General features: G+C 66.5%; 21 protein-coding genes, 2 tRNA genes and 1 other annotated feature. Of the genes, 5 read left to right on the top strand and 18 right to left on the bottom strand.

From position 1 onward, the window contains the following. Positions 1–9: 9 nt before the first annotated feature. The 7 genes from J0F76_RS14465 to J0F76_RS14435 form a co-directional block, all read right to left on the bottom strand. Positions 10–474 carry a hypothetical protein gene (locus J0F76_RS14465; protein ID WP_207470508.1) on the bottom strand — a complete coding sequence of 155 codons (465 nt, stop codon included), beginning with the start codon at positions 472–474 and terminating at the stop codon, positions 10–12. 56 nt (positions 475–530) lie between these two features. Continuing rightward, positions 531–1,895: an aminotransferase gene (locus J0F76_RS14460; RefSeq protein ID WP_207470507.1), complete on the bottom strand. Its 1,365-nt coding sequence runs from the start codon at positions 1,893–1,895 to the stop codon at positions 531–533. Between the two features lie 75 nt (positions 1,896–1,970). After that, positions 1,971–2,441 (bottom strand): VOC family protein, encoded by a 471-nt coding sequence (locus tag J0F76_RS14455; RefSeq protein WP_207470506.1) that lies wholly within the window; start codon positions 2,439–2,441, stop codon positions 1,971–1,973. Further along, the gene (locus tag J0F76_RS14450; RefSeq protein WP_207470504.1) at positions 2,438–2,860 is read right to left on the bottom strand and encodes a VOC family protein; all 423 of its coding nucleotides are present in this window, start codon (positions 2,858–2,860) and stop codon (positions 2,438–2,440) included. The genes J0F76_RS14455 and J0F76_RS14450 overlap by 4 nt, the downstream gene beginning before the upstream one ends. 11 nt (positions 2,861–2,871) lie before the next feature. Beyond that, a complete protein-coding gene (locus tag J0F76_RS14445; RefSeq protein WP_207470502.1) occupies positions 2,872–3,336 on the bottom strand; it encodes an SRPBCC family protein in 465 nt (154 codons plus the stop codon). Next, positions 3,333–3,962, bottom strand: a complete 630-nt coding sequence (locus J0F76_RS14440) for a TetR/AcrR family transcriptional regulator (protein WP_207470500.1) — start codon at positions 3,960–3,962, stop codon at positions 3,333–3,335. Before J0F76_RS14440 ends, J0F76_RS14445 begins: the two co-directional genes overlap by 4 nt. A gap of 45 nt (positions 3,963–4,007) precedes the next feature. Further along, complete coding sequence (locus tag J0F76_RS14435; protein WP_207470498.1) at positions 4,008–4,334, bottom strand: TfoX/Sxy family protein; 327 nt, start codon at positions 4,332–4,334, stop codon at positions 4,008–4,010. A 63-nt stretch (positions 4,335–4,397) separates the two neighbouring features. Between J0F76_RS14435 and miaB the strand changes: the two genes are divergently transcribed. Together miaB and J0F76_RS14425 are read left to right on the top strand one after the other, a co-directional pair. Further along, the gene (miaB, locus tag J0F76_RS14430; RefSeq protein ID WP_207470496.1) at positions 4,398–5,729 is read left to right on the top strand and encodes a tRNA (N6-isopentenyl adenosine(37)-C2)-methylthiotransferase MiaB; all 1,332 of its coding nucleotides are present in this window, start codon (positions 4,398–4,400) and stop codon (positions 5,727–5,729) included. A gap of 72 nt (positions 5,730–5,801) precedes the next feature. Continuing rightward, complete coding sequence (locus J0F76_RS14425) at positions 5,802–6,164, top strand: hypothetical protein (protein ID WP_207470494.1); 363 nt, start codon at positions 5,802–5,804, stop codon at positions 6,162–6,164. Between the two features lie 222 nt (positions 6,165–6,386). Here J0F76_RS14425 and ccoP read toward each other — a convergent pair whose 3' ends face one another. From ccoP to ccoN, 4 genes are all read right to left on the bottom strand, one after another. Beyond that, a complete protein-coding gene (gene ccoP, locus J0F76_RS14420) occupies positions 6,387–7,259 on the bottom strand; it encodes a cytochrome-c oxidase, cbb3-type subunit III (RefSeq protein ID WP_242690226.1) in 873 nt (290 codons plus the stop codon). A gap of 164 nt (positions 7,260–7,423) precedes the next feature. Further along, a complete protein-coding gene (locus J0F76_RS14415; RefSeq protein WP_207470490.1) occupies positions 7,424–7,612 on the bottom strand; it encodes a cbb3-type cytochrome c oxidase subunit 3 in 189 nt (62 codons plus the stop codon). 10 nt (positions 7,613–7,622) lie between these two features. Beyond that, the gene (ccoO, locus tag J0F76_RS14410; protein ID WP_207470488.1) at positions 7,623–8,348 is read right to left on the bottom strand and encodes a cytochrome-c oxidase, cbb3-type subunit II; all 726 of its coding nucleotides are present in this window, start codon (positions 8,346–8,348) and stop codon (positions 7,623–7,625) included. Positions 8,349–8,361: 13 nt separating this feature from the next. Continuing rightward, entirely contained in the window at positions 8,362–9,966 is a 1,605-nt protein-coding gene (gene ccoN / locus J0F76_RS14405) for a cytochrome-c oxidase, cbb3-type subunit I (protein WP_207470486.1), read from the bottom strand. A gap of 203 nt (positions 9,967–10,169) precedes the next feature. Here ccoN and J0F76_RS14400 point away from each other — a divergent pair, with 203 nt between their 5' ends. Continuing rightward, entirely contained in the window at positions 10,170–11,006 is an 837-nt protein-coding gene (locus J0F76_RS14400; protein ID WP_207470484.1) for a universal stress protein, read from the top strand. A gap of 16 nt (positions 11,007–11,022) precedes the next feature. On the opposite strand, the gene mtaB is transcribed toward J0F76_RS14400, so the two are convergent. Next, positions 11,023–12,276, bottom strand: coding sequence for a tRNA (N(6)-L-threonylcarbamoyladenosine(37)-C(2))-methylthiotransferase MtaB (gene mtaB, locus J0F76_RS14395; RefSeq protein WP_207470527.1), 1,254 nt, complete (start codon positions 12,274–12,276; stop codon positions 11,023–11,025). Next, positions 12,273–13,112 (bottom strand): diaminopimelate epimerase, encoded by an 840-nt coding sequence (gene dapF / locus J0F76_RS14390; RefSeq protein ID WP_207470482.1) that lies wholly within the window; start codon positions 13,110–13,112, stop codon positions 12,273–12,275. The genes mtaB and dapF overlap by 4 nt, the downstream gene beginning before the upstream one ends. Before the next feature lie 85 nt (positions 13,113–13,197). Here dapF and J0F76_RS14385 point away from each other — a divergent pair. Then, positions 13,198–13,273 (top strand) — tRNA-Lys (locus J0F76_RS14385). 141 nt (positions 13,274–13,414) lie between these two features. Here J0F76_RS14385 and gltB read toward each other — a convergent pair. The 5 genes from gltB to J0F76_RS14360 form a co-directional block, all read right to left on the bottom strand. Then, on the bottom strand, positions 13,415–17,950 hold the full coding sequence (gene gltB / locus J0F76_RS14380) for a glutamate synthase large subunit (RefSeq protein WP_207470480.1): 4,536 nt from the start codon (positions 17,948–17,950) through the stop codon (positions 13,415–13,417). A gap of 2 nt (positions 17,951–17,952) precedes the next feature. Next, complete coding sequence (locus J0F76_RS14375) at positions 17,953–18,651, bottom strand: hypothetical protein (RefSeq protein WP_207470478.1); 699 nt, start codon at positions 18,649–18,651, stop codon at positions 17,953–17,955. A 10-nt stretch (positions 18,652–18,661) separates the two neighbouring features. Further along, positions 18,662–20,158, bottom strand: coding sequence for an NAD(P)-dependent oxidoreductase (locus J0F76_RS14370; protein WP_207470476.1), 1,497 nt, complete (start codon positions 20,156–20,158; stop codon positions 18,662–18,664). A gap of 152 nt (positions 20,159–20,310) precedes the next feature. Then, positions 20,311–21,114, bottom strand: coding sequence for an undecaprenyl-diphosphate phosphatase (locus tag J0F76_RS14365; protein WP_377706896.1), 804 nt, complete (start codon positions 21,112–21,114; stop codon positions 20,311–20,313). Further along, the gene (locus tag J0F76_RS14360; protein WP_207470475.1) at positions 21,114–22,100 is read right to left on the bottom strand and encodes a complex I NDUFA9 subunit family protein; all 987 of its coding nucleotides are present in this window, start codon (positions 22,098–22,100) and stop codon (positions 21,114–21,116) included. The genes J0F76_RS14365 and J0F76_RS14360 overlap by 1 nt, the downstream gene beginning before the upstream one ends. Positions 22,101–22,282: 182 nt before the next feature. Here J0F76_RS14360 and J0F76_RS14355 point away from each other — a divergent pair. Next, positions 22,283–22,367 (top strand) — tRNA-Leu (locus tag J0F76_RS14355). A 628-nt stretch (positions 22,368–22,995) separates the two neighbouring features. Then, positions 22,996–23,073: a sequence feature (AL1L pseudoknot), on the top strand. This feature is flagged as partial in the annotation.

The raw sequence follows: 23,073 nt of genomic DNA, 5'->3' as shown, positions 1-23,073 counted from the left end.
CCCTCGGCGTCAGTCGTTCCTTGCCCCGCCCGAGAGCGTCTCGGCCAGAACGGCCGTCACCGCGCCCTGGACCGCATGGGCGCCCCAGCGCTCGGCGGCCTTGCGCGGGCCGGCCTCGACCTCTCCCTCGGTGATGCCCAGGATCGGTGCCACCATGCCGATATTGACCGCATAAAGCGCGGTGCCATACAGCACCCCGCGCGACAGCGGGTCCATCCGGGGCGTGGCCTGCCGCAACCCCTCGTAGGCCGCGCCGAAGGCCGCCGAGGCGGCAAGGTGATTGACGAACTCGACAACGCTGGTGCCCGTGTCGCCGATGACCGCGCGCGACCCGGTGGTCCGGTCGATCCAGTCCACCGCGTCGCGATCCAGCGTCTTGCCCAGGATGCCGGACCGCCGCCCCGCCTGCATCAGCGCCGTCGTCACCACGCCCGCCGCAAGTCCCCCGATGATCGCGGCCATTGTCCGGTCCATCTCTGCCTCCGTCCCAAAGAAAGGCAACGCCGGGCCGGAGTCGCCCGTTCCTTCGGCTAGGCCACCTCGGCGAAGACCTTTTCCAGCGCCCGTTCCAGCTTGTCGAAGATCTCGTCCATCTGCGCCTCGGTCAGGATGAAGGGCGGGCAGAGGACGATGGACTGGCCCAGAGGGCGGCAGATCAGGCCCAGGTCGGTGCAGGCATTGGCTATGCGCTCGCTGACCGACAGGTGGCTGTCGAAGGGCGTCTTCGTCGCCTTGTCGCGCACGGCCTCCAGCGCCCACATGAAGCCCACGCCGCGCAATTCGCCGATATGGTCGCTACGGTCCATGATGGCGCGCAGCCCCGCCTCCAGCCGCGGCGCAAGGCGGCGCACGTTTTCGGCCAGGCCCTCGTTCATCACCACGTCGATGGCCTTCAGCGCGATGGCGCAGCCGACCGGGTGGCCGGAGGCGGTGAAGCCGTGCGGGAATTCCTCGATCCGGTCGATGGCGGCTTGCAGGCGGTCGGTCAGGTCCGGCCCCAGGATCACCGCGCCCATGGGAAACAGCCCGGCGGTCAGGTTCTTGGAACTGATGATCGCGTCGGGGGTGAAGCCGTAGGTCTGGCAGCCCCAGGTGTTGCCGGTGCGCCCGAAACCCGTGATCACCTCGTCCGCGATCATGGGAATGTCGTATTTCTTCAGGATCGGCAGCACCGCCTGGAAATACCCCTCGGACGGCGGGATCACGCCCCCGGCGCCTTGCACGGGTTCTGCGAAGAAGCCCGCGATGGTGTCGGCGCCTTCGCGAAGGATCGTGTCCTCCAGCTCCCGCGCAAGGCGCTGGGTGAACTGCTCCTCGGTCTCGCCCTCGGCGCCATAGCGCCAGAAATGCGGGCAGGTCAGGTGGATGAAGCCTGGCAGCGGCAGGCCGAAGACCTCGTTGTAGGGTTTTCCGGTCATGCTGGCCGACACCACCGTGACGCCATGATAGGCGTTCCAGCGGGTCAGGATCTTGCGGCGCTGCGGCTTGCCCTCGCTGGCGTGCAGGAACCACAGCATCTTGACCATGGTGTCGTTCGCCTCGGACCCCGAGTTGGTGTAGAAGACCTTGCCGCGCGCGAAGGGCGAGACCTCGACCAGCTTTTCGGAGAGCATCACCGTCTGGTCGGACAGGCGTCCGAAGAAGGCGTGGTATCCCGGAAAGCGGTCGTATTGGGCCTTCGCGGCCTCGGCCAGGCCCTTGTGGTCGAAGCCCGCGACCATGTTCCACAGCCCGGAATTGGCATCCAGGTAGCGGCGGCCGTTCACGTCGACGACATAAGGCCCCTCGCCATGGGTCAGCACGACCGCGCCCCGGCTGGCGACGCTGGGCAGGTCCGTGAAGCCGTAAAGCGAGTATGCGTCGGCGCGGGCTTCCCAGCTTTGCGGTTTGTTCATCGGTGCCTCCATCGGTTTGAACCGCAGGCTATCCGGGCCGGTGGAGGCGTTCAATGGGGGCGACTGGGGGGCAGATCAGGCCGCCGCCGCGTCCTCCAGCGGGGCGATTTCGATCCTGGACATGGTGAAGAACACCGGCCAGACCTTGCCCGCCTGCGGTCCCGCCAGCAGTTCCGCCGCCCGTTCGGGCACGACCTGCCAGGACATGCCCCAACGGTCCTTCAGCCAGCCGCATTGCGAGGGCAAGCCGCCATTCGCAAGAAGCGCGTCCCACAGGCGGTCGGTTTCCGCCTGGTCGCGCGTGGCGATGCTGATCGACGCCGCCTCGGTCAGGGTGAACGCTGGCCCGCCATTGATGGCCTGCATGGGCGTGCCCGCCAGGGTAAAGTCGATGGCCAGCACCGTGCCCGCGGGCGCCATGCCCTGTTCGGCGACATAATGGCTGACGGCGTCGATACGGCTGTCGGGCAGCAGCGAGACATAGAAGTCCACCGCCTCCATCGCTTGGTTGTCGAACCAGAAGCAGGTCTTGACTGTGGCGTTCATGGCTGCTGCCCCTTCGATCCGGTGAAGGACAGCATCCAGGGCGTGCCGAAGCGGTCGCGGAACATGGCGAAGCGTTCGGCCCAGAAGGTTTCGGCAGGCGGCATGGTGATCGCCTCGGCCCCGTCGGACAGGGCGGCGAAGACCCGGTCGAACTCTGCCCCCGAGGGTGTGTCGATCGTGACATAGAACCCCTGCGGGCGGTCGTACATCTCGTCCGGGTTGTCCGAGGCCATCACAAGGGTGCCGTCCAGATCGACGGCCATGTTCATCACCATGTCGTCGCCGCCGGGCATCCGGCTGTCGGCCGGGGCATCCGCGTTGCGAAAGACGCCCGTGACCCTGCCGCCCAGCGTCTGGGCGTAATGCGTCATCGCCTCCAGGCAATTGCCCTTGAAGAACAGATAGATCGTCGGTTTCATCGTCTCTCTCCTCACAAGGATTTCGCAAGCTGCTCCAACTGGTCGGCCGCCGCGTTCCAGCCGGAATGAAAGCCCATGGCCTCGTGTTCGGCGCGGGCTTCCGGGGTCCAGTGCAGCGCGCGGGCGACATAGCGGGTGCGGCTCGCGCCCGCGTCCTCGAAGCTCACATGGGCTGTCATGAAGGGCTTGCCGGACGGGCTCCAGCCGGGGGCGAAGGCGTCGGTGAAGACCAGCCTTTCGCCGAGCACGACCTCCAGGAAGACGCCAGTGTTGGGAAACTCCTCTCCGTCGGGGCCGTGCATGGTGGTGGAAAAGGCGCCGCCCGGCCGCAGGTCAAGGACCGCATGGGTGACATACCAGGGCTTGGGGCAGAACCACCGCTCCAGCAGCGCGGGTTCGGTCCAGCAGCGCCACAGCGCGGCGCGCGGCGCGTCCAGGACGCGGTCCAGGACCAGTTCGTTCGGCAGATCCTTCATGTCGTCTCCTCCTCGGGTTGGAACAGCAGCAGCAGATAGCGCTTCAGGTGATCGACGCTGTCGATGGCCGGTTGCGGGTCGTCGGCCGCCTTGGCGAGGATGAAGGCGCCTTGCAGGACGGCTTGGGTATGGGCAGCCAGGCTGGCGGGGGTCATCCCGGTGATGCCACGCGCGGCCATGGCAGCGGCAATGTCGTCCTCCAGCGTGGCCGCATGGCCGAAGATGCTGGCGGCGCAAGCCTGCCGGAGGGCCGGATGGGCGTGGTAAACCTCGGACGTCATGGTGCCGACCAGGCAGGTGAACTCCTCGATCCCGCCCGCGATGATCTGCCGGCGGAAATCGACATAGGCCAGCACCCGGTCCAGCGGATCGGGGTGGTCGTGATAGGGGGCCGCCGCGAACAGCGCGCCGGTCATGTCCGACCAATGCTGGGCGGCGGCCACGCCCAGGGCCTCCTTGCTGGGGAAGTGGTGGAAGAAGGCGCCCTTCGTCACCCCCGCCGCGCGGCAAAGCTGATCGACGCTGGTGGCGGCAAAGCCCTGCCGGCGCACGATGTCGCGGGCGGCATCCAGCAGCCTGGTCCGCGCGTCGCCCTTGTCGGGATCGGTGTTGGTCCTGCGTGTCATAGCTTGAACATACCAACCGGTCGGTATGTATGGCAACAAAATTTTTCAGGGCCGCCGCAGGCCGATCAGATCCAGCTCGGCCTCGATCCCGGCCAGCGGCACGCCCCGCGCCTCGGCCACCAGCGAATCGAACCGCTGGCGCAGGGCCGCCTTTTCCTCGCCCCGGCAGTCGTTCCAGGGCCGTCCCTGCAAGGCCATCGCCAGGACGTAGTAGCCGATGAAATGCGGCCGCTCGCCCGCGACCAGCAGCGCGCGATAGGCCTCGTGCGCGCCGATCCGGCGCAGGGCGGCGGCGTCCGGCACCCCGGCGGCGATCAGCGCCCTGGCGGTCGCCGGGCCGATGTTGGTGATCGTCGTCAGGTCGCTAGTCATGCGCGGCTTTCCAAATCCCTGCCTTTGCTGTATCAGCGCCGGAACTCCAAGGACAGCACGGCAATGAACGACCAGGCCAATCCCCCGGCAGTCAAGAAGCTTTTCATCAAGACCTATGGCTGCCAGATGAACGTCTACGACAGCCAGCGCATGGCCGAGGCCATGGGCGCGGAAGGCTATGTCCTGACCGAGGATCAGGCCGACGCCGACATGGTGCTGCTGAACACCTGCCATATCCGCGAGAAGGCGGCCGAGAAGCTGTATTCCGACCTGGGGCGCCTGAAGCCCCTGAAGGCGGAAAAGCCCGACCTGAAGATCGGCGTCGCGGGCTGCGTGGCCCAGGCCGAGGGCGAGGAGATCGTGCGCCGGATGCCGCTGGTCGATCTGGTGGTCGGCCCGCAGACCTATCACCGCCTGCCCGCCATGGTGCGCGGCGAAGCGCCTGCGATCAACACCGACTTCCCCGAGGAAGACAAGTTCGACCACCTGCCCGCCCGCCGCGCCACCCGCCGCGCACCCGCCGCCTTTCTGACCGTGCAGGAAGGCTGCGACAAGTTCTGCGCCTTCTGCGTCGTCCCCTACACGCGCGGGGCCGAGGTCAGCCGCCCGGTGGACCGCATCCTGCGCGAGGCGCGCGACCTGGTGGAGCGCGGCGTGCGCGAGATCACCCTACTGGGCCAGAACGTGAACGGCTGGCACGGCGCGGGATCGGACGGGGACTGGGGCTTCGGCCGCCTGATCCGCGCGCTTGCGGACATCGAGGGGCTGGACCGCATCCGCTACACCACCAGCCATCCGAACGACATGGCGGACGACCTGATCGCGGCGCATCGCGACATTCCGCAACTGATGCCCTATCTGCACCTGCCGGTGCAGTCGGGCAGCGACCGGATTCTCAAGGCGATGAACCGCAAGCACACGGCGGCGGAATACCTGCGCCTGATCGACCGCATCCGCGAGGCGCGGCCCGACATCCTGCTGACCAGCGACTTCATCGTGGGCTTTCCGGGCGAAACGGATGCGGACCACCAGGACACCCTGCGCCTGGTGGCCGCCGTGGGGTTCGGTACCGCCTTCAGCTTCAAGTATTCCCCCCGCCCCGGCACCCCCGCCTATGACCGCCCCGAGGTGGACGGCACCGTCGCCGACGAACGCCTGCAGGAATTGCAGGCGCTGCTGACGAAACAGCAGAAGGCCGCGCAGGAAGGCATGGTCGGGCGCACGGTCGGGGTGCTGTTCGAAAAGCCGGGTCGTCAGGCGGGCCAGATGATCGGCAAGTCGGACTACCTCCATTCCGTCTTCGTGGACGCCCCGCAGGCGCAGGTCGGCGACCTGGTCACCGTCCGCATCGTCGAAAGCGCGGCCAATTCGCTGCGGGGCGAACTGGCGGGCTGAATCCGCCAGCCCGCTTGGAACTGCGCCCCTGCCCTGCGGTTAAAGCCTGACGCAGCACGCGAGGAGGTCAGGATGGACGACGACCGGGTCTGGAACTTCGAGGAAAGCCTGTGGCACGCCTCGGAAGGACGCTATCACGAGCGGGTCGATCCCGACTGCATCATGGCACTGAGCCATGCGCCCCATATCTTCGCGGGACAGGCCGCCGTCGAGGCGGTCAGCGGCACCCCCGCCTGGGACGAGGTGTCCTTCGACGACAAGAGCGTGTCGCGCCCCGAGGAAGGGATGATCGTCGTCGGCTACAAGGTCACGGCGTCCAAGGGGGATACGCGGTTCAAGGCCGCCTGCACGTCTGTCTATCGGCGGCGGGGGCATGACGACTGGACCGTGGTCCAACATGCCCAGGTTGTGCCGGCGGGCGACGAAGGCAGCTAGGGCATGAGGGGCGGCCGACCCCCAGGAACGCGCGAACATGCGGGGGTCGGCCTCTTTCGCACCGATGGACTGATGCGAAAGTTCGTGACGCCTGGGCCTCGCTCTGCGCGATGTCCGGCGTTATGATGATGACCGGCCCCCAGGAACGCGCGAACAGGACGGGGGCCGGTCTCCTTCGCCGTCGGTGGTGGCCGGGGCGAAAGCTCGGGCGGTCGGGGCGGACTACTCTCCGCCGCCCAGACCGTGGACATAGGTGGCGACGGCCCGGATCTCGGCCTCGGACAGGCGGCTGCTCCACGAGGGCATGACGCCGAAGGGGCCTTCGCTGACGATACGGGTCAGCGTCGCGTGGTCGTCGCCATACAGCCAGACGGCATCGGCCAGGTTGGGCGCGCCCTGGCTGCGGTCGCCCGTGCCGTCTTCCATGTGGCAGGCCGAACAGTTGTCGGCATAGACCTGGGCGCCCGCCGCTGCCTTGTCCGCGTCATGCGGCTGGTCGGACAGGGCCAGGACGTGGTTCACCACCTGGTCGATCTGCGTGCGGTCCAAGATGCCGTCGCTGCCGAAATGCGGCATTTCCGAATAGCGGGTGTCGCCGTCCTGCGGATCGCGGATGCCGTGCTGCAGCGTCAGGTGGATGTCCTCCAGCGTGCCGCCCCACAGCCAGTCGTTGTCCAGCAGGTTCGGATAGCCCCGCGCGCCCGCCGCGCCCGATCCGTGGCACTGCGCGCACCAGGTGCGGAAGATCGCGCCGCCCGCGTTGGTGGCATAGTTCACCAGTTCGGGGTCGTTCGGGATCTCGGCCAGGTCCACCTCGGCCAGGCGGGCCTGGATGGCGGCATTCGCCTGGTCGAAGCGGTCGATCTCGGCCGCGACCTCCTGGCGGTAGTCGGTGCCCAGCAGGCCGTCGGTCGCACGGTCGACCAGCGGAATCGCCGGATAGGCGATCACATAGCCCACCGCCCAGATGATCGTGGCGTAGAAGGTCCACAGCCACCAGCGCGGCATCGGGTTGTCGTATTCCGTGATCCCGTCCCATTCGTGCCCGGTCGAGCCGACCTCTTGCACCAGGCCCTTGCGGGTCGGCTTGCGCATCCGGGGCGCGACAGGCTGGTCGGGATGGGGACGTTCGGGGATCGCGCCCAGAACCTTGGCCGCATGTTCGCTGTCAGCCGCGTGCCGCCGGACCGAGACCCGGTTGTCGGGATTGGCGGGGTCGACATGCGGATCGACCGGCTTGTCCTTGTCGTTGTCGGCCATTACCGGCCCTCCTTCTCATCCGCCTCGGCAGGGCGGTCCTCATGGCGGAAGATGCTTTCGGCGGCGTCGCGCTGCGGCTTTCTGGACCCGGGGCGGAACACGAACAGGATCACGCCCACGAAGAACAGCGTCAGCAGCAGCAGCGCCCAACTGTCGGCCAGTCCGCGCAGGAAGCTGTAGGTTTCCATGACCCGCCCCCTATCGCGACGGATCGGGCTGGAAGGTCGAGAAATCGACCATCGTGCCAAGCACCTGGAGATAGGCGATCAGCGCGTCCATTTCCGTCAGCTGCGGCTGGCGGTCGAAGTTGCGCTGCTGCGCGCCCGGATAGCGCTCCTGCAGGCCCGAGGCATCGGCGTCCGGGTTGGCCTGGGCGCGGAAATCCTCGACCGCGGCGGCGATCATCTCCTCGGAATAGGGCACGCCGACCAGGGCATCGGTTTCCACGCGGTCCTGGACGTAGTCCGGGCCGAGGGGGCGGTCCATCAGGTGGCCATATTTCGGCATGATGGATTCCGGCACCACCGACTGCGGGTCGCGCAGGTGATCCAGGTGCCATTCGTCCGAATAGCGCCCGCCCACGCGCGCCAGATCCGGCCCGGTGCGCTTGGACCCCCACTGGAACGGGTGGTCGTACATCGATTCCGCCGCAAGGCTGTAGTGGCCGTAGCGTTCCACCTCGTCGCGCATGGGGCGGATCATCTGGCTGTGGCAGACATAGCAGCCCTCGCGGACATAGACGTCGCGGCCCGCCAGTTCGAGGGGGGTGTAGGGGCGGACCCCTTCCACCTTCTCGATGGTGTTTTCCAGATAGAACAGCGGGGTGATCTGCACCAGGCCACCGATGGTCACGACGATGAACGAGAAGATCAGAAGAAGCGTCGCGTTCTTTTCGAGGATCTTGTGCTTTTCAAGGATTTGCATGGCTCGCGTTCCCTTATTCGGCCGGCACGGCGATGGCCGTCGAATGGGCTTTGGGCTGGCGGGCCACGGTGGCCCAGAGGTTGTAGGCCATGATGATCCCGCCGGCGAGGTAGAGAACCCCGCCCAAGGCACGCACCACGTTCATCGCGAACTTGGCCTGGACCGCGTCGGCGAAGGCGTTGACCAGGAAGCCCTGGCTGTCCACTTCGCGCCACATCAGGCCTTCCATGATGCCCGACACCCACATGGACGCCGCGTAAAGCACCAGGCCGATGGTGGCGAGCCAGAAGTGCCAGGAGACCAGCGACAGGCTGTACAGGCGTTCCCGGCCCCACAGGCGCGGCGTCAGGTAGTAAAGCGCGCCGAAGGTGATCATGCCGTTCCAGCCCAGGGCGCCGGAATGGACGTGGCCGATGGTCCAGTCGGTATAGTGCGACAGGCTGTTCACGGCCTTGATCGACATCATCGGGCCTTCGAAGGTCGCCATCCCGTAGAAGCCGACGGCCACCACCATCATGCGCAGGATCGGGTCGGTGCGCAGCTTGTCCCAGGCCCCCGACAGCGTCATCAGGCCGTTGATCATGCCACCCCACGAAGGCATCCACAGCATGATCGAGAACACCATGCCAAGCGTCGAGGCCCAGTCGGGCAGCGCGGTATAGTGCAGGTGGTGCGGACCGGCCCAGATGTACAGGAAGATCAGCGCCCAGAAGTGGATGATCGAGAGTTTATAGGAATAGACCGGACGCTCGGCCTGCTTCGGGATGAAGTAGTACATCATCCCCAGGAAACCGGCGGTCAGGAAGAAGCCCACGGCGTTGTGGCCGTACCACCACTGCACCATCGCGTCCTGCACGCCCGAGAACACCTGGACCGACTTCGATCCGAAGATGCTGACCGGCACCGACAGGTTGTTGACGATGTGCAGCATCGCGATGGTCACGATGAAGGCCAGGTAGAACCAGTTGGCGACGTAGATATGGGGTTCCTTGCGCTTGATCACGGTGCCCAGGAACACGGCCAGATAGGCTACCCAGACGACCGTCAGCCACAGGTCCACATACCATTCCGGCTCGGCATATTCCTTGGACTGGGTGGCGCCCGCGATGTATCCGGTCGCGGCCAGCACGATGAACAGGTTGTAGCCCCAGAACACGAACCACGCGAGATTGCCGCCCCACAGCCGCGAGGCGCTGGTGCGCTGCACCACATAGAACGAGGTCGCGATCAGCGCGTTGCCCCCGAAGGCGAAGATCACCGCCGAGGTGTGCAGCGGTCGCAGCTTGCCGAAGTTGGTATAGCCTTGCGTCAGGTCCGACAGGTTCAGCGCCGGAAAGGCCAGCTGGAAGGCGATGACCACGCCCACAAGGAAGCCCACCACGCCCCAGAAAGCCGTGGCGACGACCCCGAACCGGACCACCTCGTCCATGTATTTCGAGGTATCGACGACGCGCGCCGGCTCGTCCGCCCGGCGCAGCGACCAGACGAACATGCCTGCCGCCACCAGCATGATGACCAGGGCATTGACCATATAGGCGGGATCGCGCGCAAGGTTTGCGCCGATTGCGGCGCCAAGCGCCACCGCGCCCAGCAAGATCAGCTTTACATAATTCCACATGGCTCTTCGCGTTCCTTCGTCGGAAAGGGCCGGTCGGCTCGAATCGCCGCCGGGACAAGCCCCCTCGTTCCCGACGGAGATAGGCCGGCGGTCGCCCTGGAACCTTGATCTGCGTCAAATCCGCGGGTTTGATTCCGATCAAGGCCGCAGGCGGGAAAAGCCGCCATCCTGTCCCTGACCTGATCTGACCAGAGGAGTCCGCCATGGGTTACAAGAGTATCCTCACCATCCTGTCCGACAAGCGGCAGCTGCCCCAGCTTGACGCCGCGGCGGCCCTGACGGCGCGCGTGGACGGCCACCTGTCGGTGCTGAGCCTGGGCCTGGATCACACGCAGGTGGGCTATTACTTCTCGGGCGGCACGCCCTACGTGTTCCAGGACGCCATCGACATGGCGATGGAGCAGGCCGAATCGCTGGACCAGACCGTGCGCCAGCATCTGGCCCGCTATGCCGACCTGCGGTGGTCGTCCGAGGCCATGGTGGCGCAGATCGGCGGCATCTCGAACCTGGTGGGAATGCGCGCGCGCTTTTCAGACCTGACCGTGCTGGCCCGCCCCTATGGCGAGAATGCCCCCGGCGAGGCCGAGGCCGTGGTCGAGGCCGCGCTGTTCGAGGGCGGCTGCCCGATCCTCGTCCTGCCCGGCACCGACCTTCCCGCCGACCCGCCGCGCAAGGTGCTGGTGGCCTGGAACCAGTCGCTGGAAGCCTTGGCCGCCGTCCGGCGCGCCCTGCCGCTGCTGCAGGCCGCGCAGTCGGTCGAGATCACCATCATCGACCCGCGCCACGGCACCGAAGGGTCCGAGCCCGGCGCCGCCCTGACGCAGATGCTGACGCGCCACGGCGTCCATGCCGAGATCGCCGTCCTCGCCCGCACCGCCGGCACCGTCAGCGAAGAGATCAACCGCCGCGCCACCGAGATCGCCGCCGACCTGGTGGTGATGGGCGCCTATGGCCATTCGCGCTTCCGCGAGGCGATCCTGGGCGGGGCCACGCGCAACATGCTGGAAAAGGCGCGCGTGCCGGTCTTCATGGCGCGGTAACGCCGGCGCGGCCGGTTCAGGCGACCAGCCGCGCCCCGTCATGGCCTGCGATGCGCAGGTCCATCAGCGCGCCTTCCGGCTGATCGGTGGCGAAGGCCACCTCGGTGAACTGCTCAGTCCGGCCCAGGCGCGGGCCTTCGGTCAGGACGCGGTGCGTCCGGCCCACCTGTGCGTCCAGGTGACGGCGCAGCGCGGCCTCGCCCGCCTCGCGCAGGCGGGCGGCGCGGTCGCGGATCACCGGCCCCCTGACCGCAGGCATCCGCGCGGCGGGCGTTCCCTTGCGGGGCGAGAACGGGAAGACATGCAGGAAGGTCAGCCCGCAGTCCTCGACCAGCTTCACGCTGTTGTCGAACATCGCGTCGGTCTCGGTGGGAAAACCCGCGATGATGTCGGCCCCGAAGACGATGTCGGGGCGCAGGCGGCGGGCCTCCTCGCAGAAGCGGATCGCGTCATCCCGAAGGTGGCGGCGCTTCATCCGCTTCAGGATCATGTCGTCGCCCGCCTGAAGCGACAGGTGCAGATGCGGCATCAGGCGCGGTTCCGTGGCGATGGCCAGCATCAGGTTCTCGTCCGCCTCGATGCTGTCGATGCTGCTGATCCGCAGGCGCGGCAGGTCGGGGACCAGTCGCAGGATGCGCATGACCAGATCACCCAGCCGCGGGCCGCCCGGCAGGTCGGCGCCCCAGCTTGTCAGGTCCACGCCGGTCAGCACGACCTCGTTGAAGCCACGCCCCACCAGACGCTTGATCTGTTCCACGACGACCCCCGCCGGGACCGAGCGTGAATTGCCACGACCGTAAGGAATGATGCAGAAGGTGCAGCGGTGGTCGCAGCCGTTCTGCACCTGGACATAGGCCCGGTGCCGCCCGAAGCCGTCGATCAGGTGGCCCGCCGTTTCCCTGACCGACATGATGTCGTCCACGCGGATCTTTTCCGTCTCGCCGATCAGGTCCGGGGCGCGCAGGCCGGCCCAAGTCTCGGGCTGCATCTTCTCGTGGTTGCCGATGACTCGCGTGACCTCGGGCATGGCCGCGAAGGTCTCGGGTTCGGTCTGGGCGGCGCAGCCGGTCACGATCACCGGCGCGCCCGGGTTCTCACGCGACAGGCGGCGGATTTCCTGGCGGGCCTTGCGCACGGCCTCGGCGGTGACGGCGCAGGTGTTGACCACCACGGCGCCGGACAGGCCCGCAGCCTCGGCCATTTCCTTCATCGCCTCGGTCTCGTAGGCGTTGAGGCGGCAGCCCAGCGTGGAAAAGACGGGCGCGGTCATGATGCCAGCCATTCCGGGGTCAGCACGCCGGTAAAGACATGCGCCGTCGGCCCCTCCATCCAGACGCCGTCGTCGCGCCAGTCGATCATCAGCGCGCCGCCCGGCACGTTGACCTTCACCCGCCGCCCTGTCAGCCCGCGCCGCGCTGCGGCCACGGCGGCGGCACAGGAACAGGACCCGGATGCCAGCGTCGGCCCCGTCCCGCGTTCCCAGATGCGCAGGACGATCTCGCCCGGCGAGACGACCTGCACCACCTCGACATTGGTGCGCTGCGGATACAGCGGATGATGCTCCATTGCCGGGCCGAAGGTCGCTAGATCGACGGCCGCAGCGTCGTCCACGAAGAAGGTGACATGCGGGTTGCCCATGCCGGTCGCCACCGGGTCGCCCTCGATGGGCAGGTGGTCGATGTCCACATCGCGGGCCAGAGGGATCGCCCGCCAGTCCAGCACGGGCGGGCCCATGTTGACGCGCGTCAGGCCACCGCCCGCATCCTCGGCCAGCAGGACGGCGTGGTCGGTGCGCAGGCTCAGCCGGTCTCGGCCGGTCTGGTCCATCACGAAGCGCGCGATGCAGCGCGTGGCGTTGCCGCAGGCGGAACTGACCGAGCCGTCCGCGTTCCAGAACCGCAGCCGCACATCGGCGCGGTCGTCCGCCTCAAGGGTCGCCAGCTGGTCGAAGCCCACGCCGCGATTGCGGTCGGCGATGCGCGCGATCACGCCTGCCACCGGGGGCTCTCCCCCCGCGCGCAGGTCCAGGACGACGAAATCGTTGCCAAGCCCATGCATCTTCATGAAGGGCAGGCCGGGGGCGGAAATGCTGTTCATGCGGGGCATATAAGGCCTGCCGGAAATTTCCGCCAGTGCCGACGACTTTTCCGCTTGACGCTTCCGGCCACCCCCCCTAAGTAGCCCCAGTGTTGGGCCCATAGCTCAGTTGGTAGAGCAACTGACTTTTAATCAGTGGGTCACAGGTTCGAATCCTGTTGGGCTCACCATCATAAAATCAAGGGCCTGGGCCGAAAAGCCCGGGCCCTGATCTTTTTTACCCCCTTCTTTCTTTCTTCGTCGTCGGTCCTGTCCGAAATGCAAAAGGGCGCGCATTGCTGCGCGCCCCGTCGTGGCATCAAGGCTCCGGCCTATTCGGCCGGGACGGCTGCCGGTTCCTCGACATCCATGATCGGATGCGGCAGGTGAATCAGCATCTCTTTGGGGCAGACCTGCAGGAAGTTGGCCTTCTCGACCTGCCAGTCCGCCAGGATCTCTCCCGCGCGGCGCGAGCCGGTTTCCTTGAAGTGCCGTTCCACCAGGGCCTTGAGCTGGCTCTCCCAATGCTCCTTGGTCACGGCGCACATCACCAGCGTTTCCGGATTGATGTAGTCGCGCGCCACGCCTTGCGGATCATACAGGTAGGCCATCCCGCCGGTCATGCCCGCGCCGAAGTTGGCGCCGATGCGTCCCAGGATCACCGCGACGCCGCCGGTCATGTATTCGCAACCGTTCGAGCCGCAGCCCTCGATCACCACCTTGGCGCCCGAGTTCCGCACGGCGAAGCGTTCCCCTGCCCGCCCGGCGGCGAACAGGTAGCCGTCGGTCGCGCCGTACAGGACGGTGTTGCCGATGATCGTGTTCTCGGCCGCGACCAGAGGGCTGGCCATCGGCGGGCGCACCACGATGGTGCCGCCCGACAGGCCCTTGCCCACATAGTCGTTGGCGTCACCCGACACCTCGATCTTCAGGCCCGGCGCGGCAAAGGCGCCCAGCGACTGCCCGGCGGACCCGGTCAGGCGGATCGTCAGGTGGTCGGGCTGCAGGTTGTTGCGCATCCCGAACTTCTGCACGATCAGCGACGAGGTGCGCGTGCCGATGGTGCGCAGCGTGTTCCTGACCGCATAGGACAGCTGCATCTTCTCGCCATCCTCGAAGAAGCGGGCGGCGTCCTTGACGATCTCGGCGTCCAGCGTCTCCAGCACGGCGTTGCGCGGCTTGGAGCGGTCATAGACGATCTTTTCCGCGCCATCGACGGTGATCAGCAGCGGGTTCAGGTCCAGATCGTCCAGATGCGCGGCGCCCCGGCTGACCTGGGTCAGCAGGTCGGCACGGCCGATCACCTCGTCCAGGGACCGCGCGCCGATGGCGGCTAGGATCTCGCGGACCTCCTGGGCATAGAAGGTGATCAGGTTGACCACCTTGTCGGCGCTGCCGGTGAACATGGCGCGCAGGCGCTCGTCCTGGGTGCAGACGCCCACCGGGCAGGTGTTCGACTGGCACTGGCGGACCATGATGCAGCCCATGGCGATCAGGGCGGCGGTGCCGATGCCGTATTCCTCGGCCCCCATCATCGCGGCCATGACGATGTCGCGGCCCGTGCGCAGGCCCCCGTCGGTGCGCAGCGTCACGCGTTCGCGCAGCCGGTTCATCGCCAGGACCTGATGCGCCTCGGTCAGGCCCATCTCCCACGGCAGGCCCGCGAACTTGATGGACGTGGCGGGCGAGGCACCCGTGCCGCCGTTGTGGCCCGAGATCAGGATCACGTCGGCCTTGGCCTTGGCCACGCCCGCCGCGATGGTGCCGACGCCGCTGGACGCCACCAGCTTCACGGTGATCTTGGCGCGCGGGTTGATCTGCTTCAGGTCATAGATGAGCTGCGCAAGATCCTCGATCGAGTAGATGTCGTGGTGCGGCGGAGGCGAGATCAGCGTGACGCCCTTGGTCGAATGGCGCAGCCGGGCGATCAGGTCCGTGACCTTCATGCCGGGCAACTGCCCGCCCTCGCCGGGCTTGGCGCCCTGGGCCACCTTGATCTCCAGCTCCTCGCAGGCATTCAGATATTCCGCCGTCACGCCGAAGCGGCCCGAGGCCACCTGCTTGATCTTGGCGCAGGGGTTGTCGCCGTTGGGCAGGGGATGGCTGTGCGCCGGGTCCTCGCCGCCCTCGCCCGAATCGGACTTGGCGCCGATCCGGTTCATGGCGATGTTCAGCGTCATGTGCGCCTCGGGCGACAAGGCCCCCAGCGACATGCCGGGCGTCACGAACCGCTTGCGGATGCTGGTGATGCTTTCCACCTCCTCGATGGGCACCGGCTTGCCCAGCGGCTTGATGTCCAGCAGGTCGCGGATGTGGATCGGCGGGTTGGCCCGCATGGTGGCGCTGTACTGCTTCCAGACGTCATAGGACGCCTTGTCGCAGGCCACCTGCAGCAGCTTCATGGTGCTGGCTTCCCAGGCGTGCTTCTCGCCCGAGCGGCGCATCTTGTAGAAGCCGCCGACCGGCAGCAGGTCCACGCTGCCGTGGAAGGCCTTCTGGTGCAGATCCTCGACCTTGGCCTGAAGCCCGTGCAGACCGATGCCCGAGATGCGCGAGTGCATTCCGGGGAAGTATTCGGCGACCATCGCGCGGGACAGGCCCACCGCCTCGAAGTTCAACCCGCCGCGATAGGAGGAGATCACGGAAATCCCCATCTTCGCCATGATCTTCAGAAGGCCCGCGTCCACCGCGTCGCGGTAACGGCGCATGTTCTCGATCAGGGTGCCGGTCAGCAGCCCGCGCTCGATCCGGTCCTGGATCGAATCCTGGGCCAGATAGGGGTTCACCGTGGTCGCGCCGCAGCCGATCAGCACGGCGAAGTAATGCGGGTCGATGCATTCGGCGGAGCGCACGTTCAGCGAACAGAAGGTCCGCAGGCCCTTGCGGGTCAGCCAGCTATGCACCGCCGACGTTGCCAGGATCATCGGCATGGCGACCCGGTCGGGCCCCTGCCCCTCGTCGGTCAGCACCAGATGGCCCGCGCCGGACCGCACGGCATCCTCGGCCTCGGCCCGGATGCGGGCCAGGCCTTCGCCCAGGGCCTCGGTGCCCGCGCCGTCGGAGAAGGTGCAGTCGATCCGCGTCACCGTTTCCCCGAACATCCGCGACATTTCCGCGAATTCGCCATTGGCGACGAAGGGGCTTTCCAGGATCAGGATCTCGGTCTGCGAGCTGCTTTCATCCAGCACGTTCTTGAGGTTGCCGAACCGCGTCTTCAGCGACATCACCCGCGTTTCGCGCAGGCTGTCGATGGGCGGGTTCGTCACCTGCGAAAAGTTCTGCCGGAAGAAGTGGCTCATCGGGCGGTACTGGTTCGACAGCACCGCCGGCGGCGTGTCGTCGCCCATGGATGCGATGGATTCCTTGCCGTCCTCGGCCATGGGCGACAGGACGTGCTCCAGTTCCTCGAGCGTGTAGCCGGCGGCGGTCTGGCGGCGGCGCAACTCGTCGCCGCTGAAATGCGCCTGTTCGGGCAGTTCGCGCATGATGTCGTTCAGGTCCACGACCTTCTCGATCCATTCGCCGAAGGGCTGGCTGGAGGCGAGGCGGTCCTTGATCTGCGCGTCGTGATACAGCTTGCCGTCCCACATATCGACGGCGATCATCTGGCCCGGGCCAAGCGCGCCCTTTTCGCGCACGCTCATCTCATCGACCGGGACCATGCCGACCTCGGATCCGGCGATCAGCAGGTTCTCGGTCGTCACGACATAGCGCATGGGGCGCAGGCCGTTGCGGTCCAGCCCGCCGCAGACCCAGCGGCCATCGGTCATCGCCAGGGCGGCGGGGCCGTCCCAGGGCTCCATCACGGCATTGCAATAGGCATACATGTCGGCCCAGGCCTTGGGCATGTCGGTGGTGGCCTTGGACCAGCTTTCCGGGACCAGCATGGTCTTGGTCATCGGCGCGCTGCGCCCCGACCGCACCATCACCTCGAAGACGGCATCCAGTGCGGCCGAATCCGACGACCCGGCGGGCACGATCGGCTTGATATCCTCGGCCGCCTCGCCGAAGGCGGATGACGCCATGCGGATCTCGTGGCTGCGCAGCCAGTTGAGGTTGCCCTTCAGCGTGTTGATCTCGCCGTTATGGGCCAGCATGCGGAAGGGCTGCGCCAGCCACCATTGCGGGAAGGTGTTGGTGGAATAGCGCTGGTGATAGATGGCGAAGGCGCTCTCGAAGCGTTCGTCCTTGAGGTCGGGATAGAACTCGGCCACCTGCTCGGCCAGCATCATGCCCTTGTAGATGATCGACCGGCAGGACAGCGAACAGAAATACAGGCCCGCCACCTGGGCGGCCACGGCGGCCTTCTCGATCCGGCGTCGGATGATGTAGAGTTCGCGCTCGAACCGGACCTGGTCGATGTCCTTTTCGCAGCGGATCAGGATCTGCTCGATCTCGGGGCGGGTGGCATTGGCCTTCTCGCCCAGGACCGCCGTGTTCACCGGGACGTGGCGCCAGCCATAAATATAGTGGCCCATGCGCAGGACTTCGGATTCCACGATGGTCCGGCAGGCCTCTTGCGCGGCGAAGTTGGTGCGCGGCAGGAAGACCTGACCCACGGCGATCAGCTTCGACTGGTCAGGCTCGTGCCCCGTGCGGCGCACCTGGTCATAGAAGAACGGGACCGGGATCTGGACATGGATGCCCGCGCCGTCGCCGGTCTTGCCGTCGGCATCGACCGCGCCGCGGTGCCAGATGGCCTTCAGCGCGTCGATGCCCGACTGCACGACCTTGCGCGACGGCTTGCCGCCGATATTGACCACCAGGCCCACGCCGCAGGAGGAATGCTCGTCATCCTCGCGGTACAGGCTGTTCTTGCCCATCCAGTCGCGAAGGGCCTGTTGTTCCTGTTGCCAATCCTTGCTCATCGCTAGGCCCTTTCGTGCAGAAGCTGCGTCAGCAACTGATCGCAGTCGAATTGCGGTTCGGTGTCCCCGAAGCCTTCCTCGCCCGGAAAGGCGAAGGTGACGGGGCTGTCGTTGGTTTCCTGGCGCTGCCCGGTCCAGTCGGACTGGGTTTCCACCCCGCCGTAGAAGCGGGCGGTCTTGCGGCTGATGAACTGCTGGCCGCTGCGTTCGATCAGCACCGCGCCAGTCGCGTCATAGGTTTTCAGCTGGAAGCGCGTGACCTCCAGCGTCTCGCCGTCGATCTCGACCTTCTCGCCCGTCAGGACGTCCTGGCCGACATGGCGCAGGCGTTCGCCCGTGTTGGATTCGGTCCAGAAGTCGAAATCGTCCCGGCCGGTTTCCAGCAGGGTCGTGAAGCTGGCGTGATCCTTGGACCGCTCGACCAGGAAGTCGGCAAGGCCCGTGTTCGGATCGCTGCTTTCCAGCCAGCGGGTTTCCGCGTCGATGCGCGACAGGTGACGCAAGCCGTCCTTGCCGAAGATCGCGCTGCGCTGATCGCCCGCGGGATCGGCCTTGCAACTGTAATACTGCACGACCGAGCAGCCCCGGTTCTGCACCGTCGACTGCAACTGGCAGCCCTGCGGCGGCGTGAAGGTCGCGGCAAGGCCGGGCGCCGCCAGTATCAGGGCCAGGCCGGACAGTGCGGTGATCCGTCCCATCATGCGCCCATCCCTATTCCGCGGCCACGCGCGCCTCGCCGGTCAGGTAACCGGCGATGGATTCGGCGGCCTCGCGCCCGTCGCGGATCGCCCAGACGACCAGGGACGCGCCGCGCACGATGTCGCCCACGGCGAAGACGCCCGGCAGGCTGGTCTGGTGGGTCTGGAAATTGGCCTTGATGGTGCCCCAGCGCGTGACCTCCAGCCCGTCGACGCCCCAGAGCTTCGGCAGATCCTCGGGCTCGAAGCCCAGGGCCTTGACGACCAGGTCGGCGGGCTCGTCGTAATCGGCGCCCTCGATCAGTTCGGGCGACTGGCGGCCAGACACGTCCGGCGCGCCCAGGCGCATCTTCTGGACCCCGACGGATGCGATCTGCATCACGGTCCGTACCGGACCGTCCACGTCGGCTTCCTGGTTGGCGGCGAAATCGCCGGTGACATGGCCGATGAACTTGCCGGGCGCCGACATCCAGACGAATTCCACGCCTTCCTCCTCGGCGTTCTGCACCTCGCGCTGCGAACCCGGCATGTTGGCGCGGTCGCGGCGATACAGGCATTTCACCGACAGCGCGCCCTGGCGGATCGCGGTGCGCACGCAATCCATGGCGGTGTCGCCGCCGCCGATGACGACCACGCGCTTGCCCCTGGCGTCCAGCTCGCCATCGGTGAAATCGGGCACGTCGTCGCCGAAATCGACCTTGTTGGACGCCGTCAGGTAGTCGATGGCCCGCACAACGCCGCCCGCGTCCGTGTTGTCGATGTCCAGGTCGCGGGTCTTGTAGACGCCCGTGGCGATCAGCACCGCGTCGTGCTTGCCCCGGATCGCGTCGAAGCTGATGTCCTGGCCCACGTTGCAGTTCAGCACGAATTCCACGCCGCCGTCCTCCAGCAGCTTGTTGCGGCGCAGGACCACGTCCTTTTCCAGCTTGAAGCCGGGGATGCCATAGGTCATCAGCCCGCCCGCGCGGTCGTAACGGTCATAAACCGTGACCTGGAACCCCTGCCTGCGCAGCATGTCGGCCGCCGCCAGCCCGCCCGGACCCGCGCCGATGATGCCCACGCTTTCCGACCGTTCCATCACCGGGACGGGGGGCTTGACCCAGCCCATGTCCCAGGCGGTGTCGGTGATGTATTTCTCGATCGAGCCGATGGTGACGGTGCCATGGCCCGACTGCTCGATCACGCAGTTGCCTTCGCACAGACGGTCCTGCGGGCAGATGCGGCCGCAGATTTCCGGGAAGGTGTTGGTGGACTGGCTGACGCGATAGGCTTCCTCGAGCCGGCCCTCGGCGGTCAGGCGCAGCCAGTCGGGGATGTTGTTGTGCAGCGGGCAATGCGACTGGCAGTACGGCACCCCGCACTGGCTGCAACGGCTGGCCTGTTCGGCCGCCTTGGCATCGGCGAACTCGCGGTAGATCTCGTGGAAGTCCTCGCTCCGCTCCGCGGCCGAGCGTTTCTCGGGCATCTCGCGCGGGGTCGAGACGAACTTGAGCATCTTCTGCGTGGCCATCGCTGCGCACCTTCCAACAACAGGAACTTCCGCAGACCGCATAAACCAAGTGATATTCGATTAAAAGTCATCAGTACTGACCTAAATGGGATATTTTAGCGACGAGGCGCCAACTTTCCGCATCAACCCCGTCGCATTTAGGTCAGTAAGATTTACTTACTTGCAAGAAGCGCCGCCAGAACGATCGACCCGACAATAATGCGCCACCAGCCGAACAGGGCGTAGCCGTGCTTCGACACATAGCCCAGAAGCCAGCGCACCACGATCAGGGCGCTGACAAAGGCGGCCACGAAGCCCACCGCGATGTTGCCGATGGCCCCGGCATCCAGGATGTCGCGATTCTTGAACAGGTCGTAGGCGAAGGCCCCCATCATCGTGGGCATGGCCAGGAAGAACGAGAATTCGGCCGCCGAGCGCTTGTCCGCCCCCAGAAGCAGCCCGCCGACGATGGTGGCGCCCGACCGCGACACGCCGGGGATCATCGCAAGGCACTGGATCAGGCCGATCTTGAAGGCCATCGACAGCGGGAAATCCTCGGCCCGGGTATAGACCGGATGCCGGGCCAGCCGGTCCACCCACAGCAGCACCATGCCGCCCAGGATCAGCATGACGGCGATCAGCATCGGCGTTTCGAACAGCACCGTCTTGATGACGTCATGCGCCAGCACGCCCACGATCACCGCGGGCGCAAAGGCCAGCAGCACCCCCGCCACGAAGCGCCGCGCCGACGGGTCATGGGGGGCGGCCGCCAGGATCTGCAGGATTCGCGTCGCATAGACGCCCAGGACCGCCAGCAGGGCGCCCAGCTGGATCAGCACCTCGAAGCTGCGGCCAGGCGAATCGAAGCCCAGGAAATGCCCGGCCAGCAGGATATGCCCGGTGGACGACACCGGGATATATTCGGTCAGCCCCTCGAGAACCCCGAGGATGGCCGCCACGATGGTGTTGGGCTCCATCAGTGGGCGCGCAGGTTCTTGGCCGACTGCTTGATCGCGTCATATTGCCCCGAGGGGCGGAAGCGCCACAGATACTGGTCGATCACCGCATCCGCCGCGATCGGCTGGATGCCCAGGTCCGCAAAGCCGCGGGCGCCGGGCGAGACCACGTTGTCGCGCTTCAGCAGCGCCAGCTGGTCGCGGGTCAGGACCGAGTTGGTGAACAGCCCGCCCGTCACGAACTGCACAAGGCCCAGCACGCGGGCGCCGAGGCCCGCCAGCCAGAACGGCATTGTCACCAGGCCGCGGCGGCGCATGGTCGCCTTCAGCACCTGGCCCATGATGTCCTTCATCGTCAGCACGTCCGGCCCGCCAAGCTCATAGATACCGGGCGCGGCCTCGCCCGTGGCGGCCTTGACGGCGGCCATGGCCACGTCGTCGACGAAGACCGGCTGCATGCGGACCTTCGCGCCCACGACCGGCAGGACCGGGCCCAGGCGCGTCATGGCCGCGAAGCGGTTGTAGAAGCGGTCGCCCGGTCCGAACATGACGGACGGACGCAGGATCACCGCGTCTGGCCGGTGCTTCAGCACGGCGGCCTCTCCGCGGGCCTTGCCGGCGACATAGGCGCTGTCCGAATCGGCATCGACCCCGATCCCCGAGACATGCACCATCCGCGCCACGCCCATTTCGGCCGAAAGGCGGGCGATGTTCTCGGCGCCGGCCTCGAAGACGGAGCTGAAGGTGCTCTTGCCCTTGGGCGACAGGATGTTGACGCAATTGACCACCGCGTCGGCCTCGGCCATGGCGGCGCGCACCGACAGGTCGTCGCGGATATTGCACATGACGGGCTGGATCTGGCCCACCGCGCCATAGGTGCGGGTGAACAGCGCCTCGTCCGGGCGGCGGACGGCGATCCGGACGCGCCAGCCCTGCTTGGCCATCAGGCGGGCGACCTGCCGGCCCAGAAAGCCCGATCCGCCAAAAATCGTGACCAGTTTCGCCATGGGCGTCTCGCTCCTTCATGCCGATGCTGTTCGCTCCATACCCAAGCGCGTGCGGCGCGACAAGGCGGACGGTCAGGGATTGCAGGGCCGGATGCTTGTCCCGAAAGATTTTCGCAAGATTTCTGCCGAACCCCCATTGACGCCCCCCGCAACTGCATTTAGGACCCGCCTCACACCAGTTGGCCCAGATGGCGGAATTGGTAGACGCGCACGGTTCAGGTCCGTGTGCCGCAAGGCGTGGAGGTTCGAGTCCTCTTCTGGGCACCAATATCAAAAACCCTCGGAAACTTAGGTTTCCGAGGGTTTTTGCTTTCCAACGGCTCTGTTGCCCAAATCCCGTGAAGGGATTCATGTGATGAATGCAGCATGGTAGCTGGTCTGCATGAGCAGACCGACGCCCCCGACCTGCAAGACCAGGAACTGGTCATCCTGCAACGAAGCGCTCAAGCGCCGTGGCTGGGTACTGCAACTTGAGGTCTGGAAATTTGCTTGTTGGGGCGGGGCATGAGCCTCTGTGAACCGCCCCGGCTTTACCGGAGAGTAAAACACTCAAAGGATGAGCCCTATGTCAAAGGCGAGAATCACCCCCGCCTGTCCGGCCGAGCTTCGCGAACGCGGTGTTCGGCTTTTCCGAGAGAACCGCGGCGACTACGCGAGCGACACGGCCGCCTACAGGGCGATTGCGCGTGAGGCTTGGCTGTTCGCCCGACAGCCTGCGTGTCTGATGCCAGCAGGCCGAACGTGATGCCGGTCAGCGTGGCGGTCTGACGAGCGCGGAGAAGGACCGGATCAAGGAACTGGAGCGCGAGGTCCGTGAACTGCGCCAGGGTGAGGAGGGTCAGAAAACAGTCCGCTGGACTGTTTTCCCGACGAACGAGATCCTGAAGAAGGCCAGCGCGTATTTCGCAGCGGCGGAGCTCGACCGCCCCTTCCGCAAATGATCGCGTTCATCGACGATCACCGTTGTGTTCAT

The sequence above is a fragment of the Paracoccus fontiphilus genome (assembly GCF_017356265.1).
GTDB lineage: Bacteria > Pseudomonadota > Alphaproteobacteria > Rhodobacterales > Rhodobacteraceae > Paracoccus > Paracoccus fontiphilus.
The sequence above is the reverse complement of the archived record's forward strand: the minus strand, read 5'-3'. Positions and strand labels throughout refer to the sequence as shown.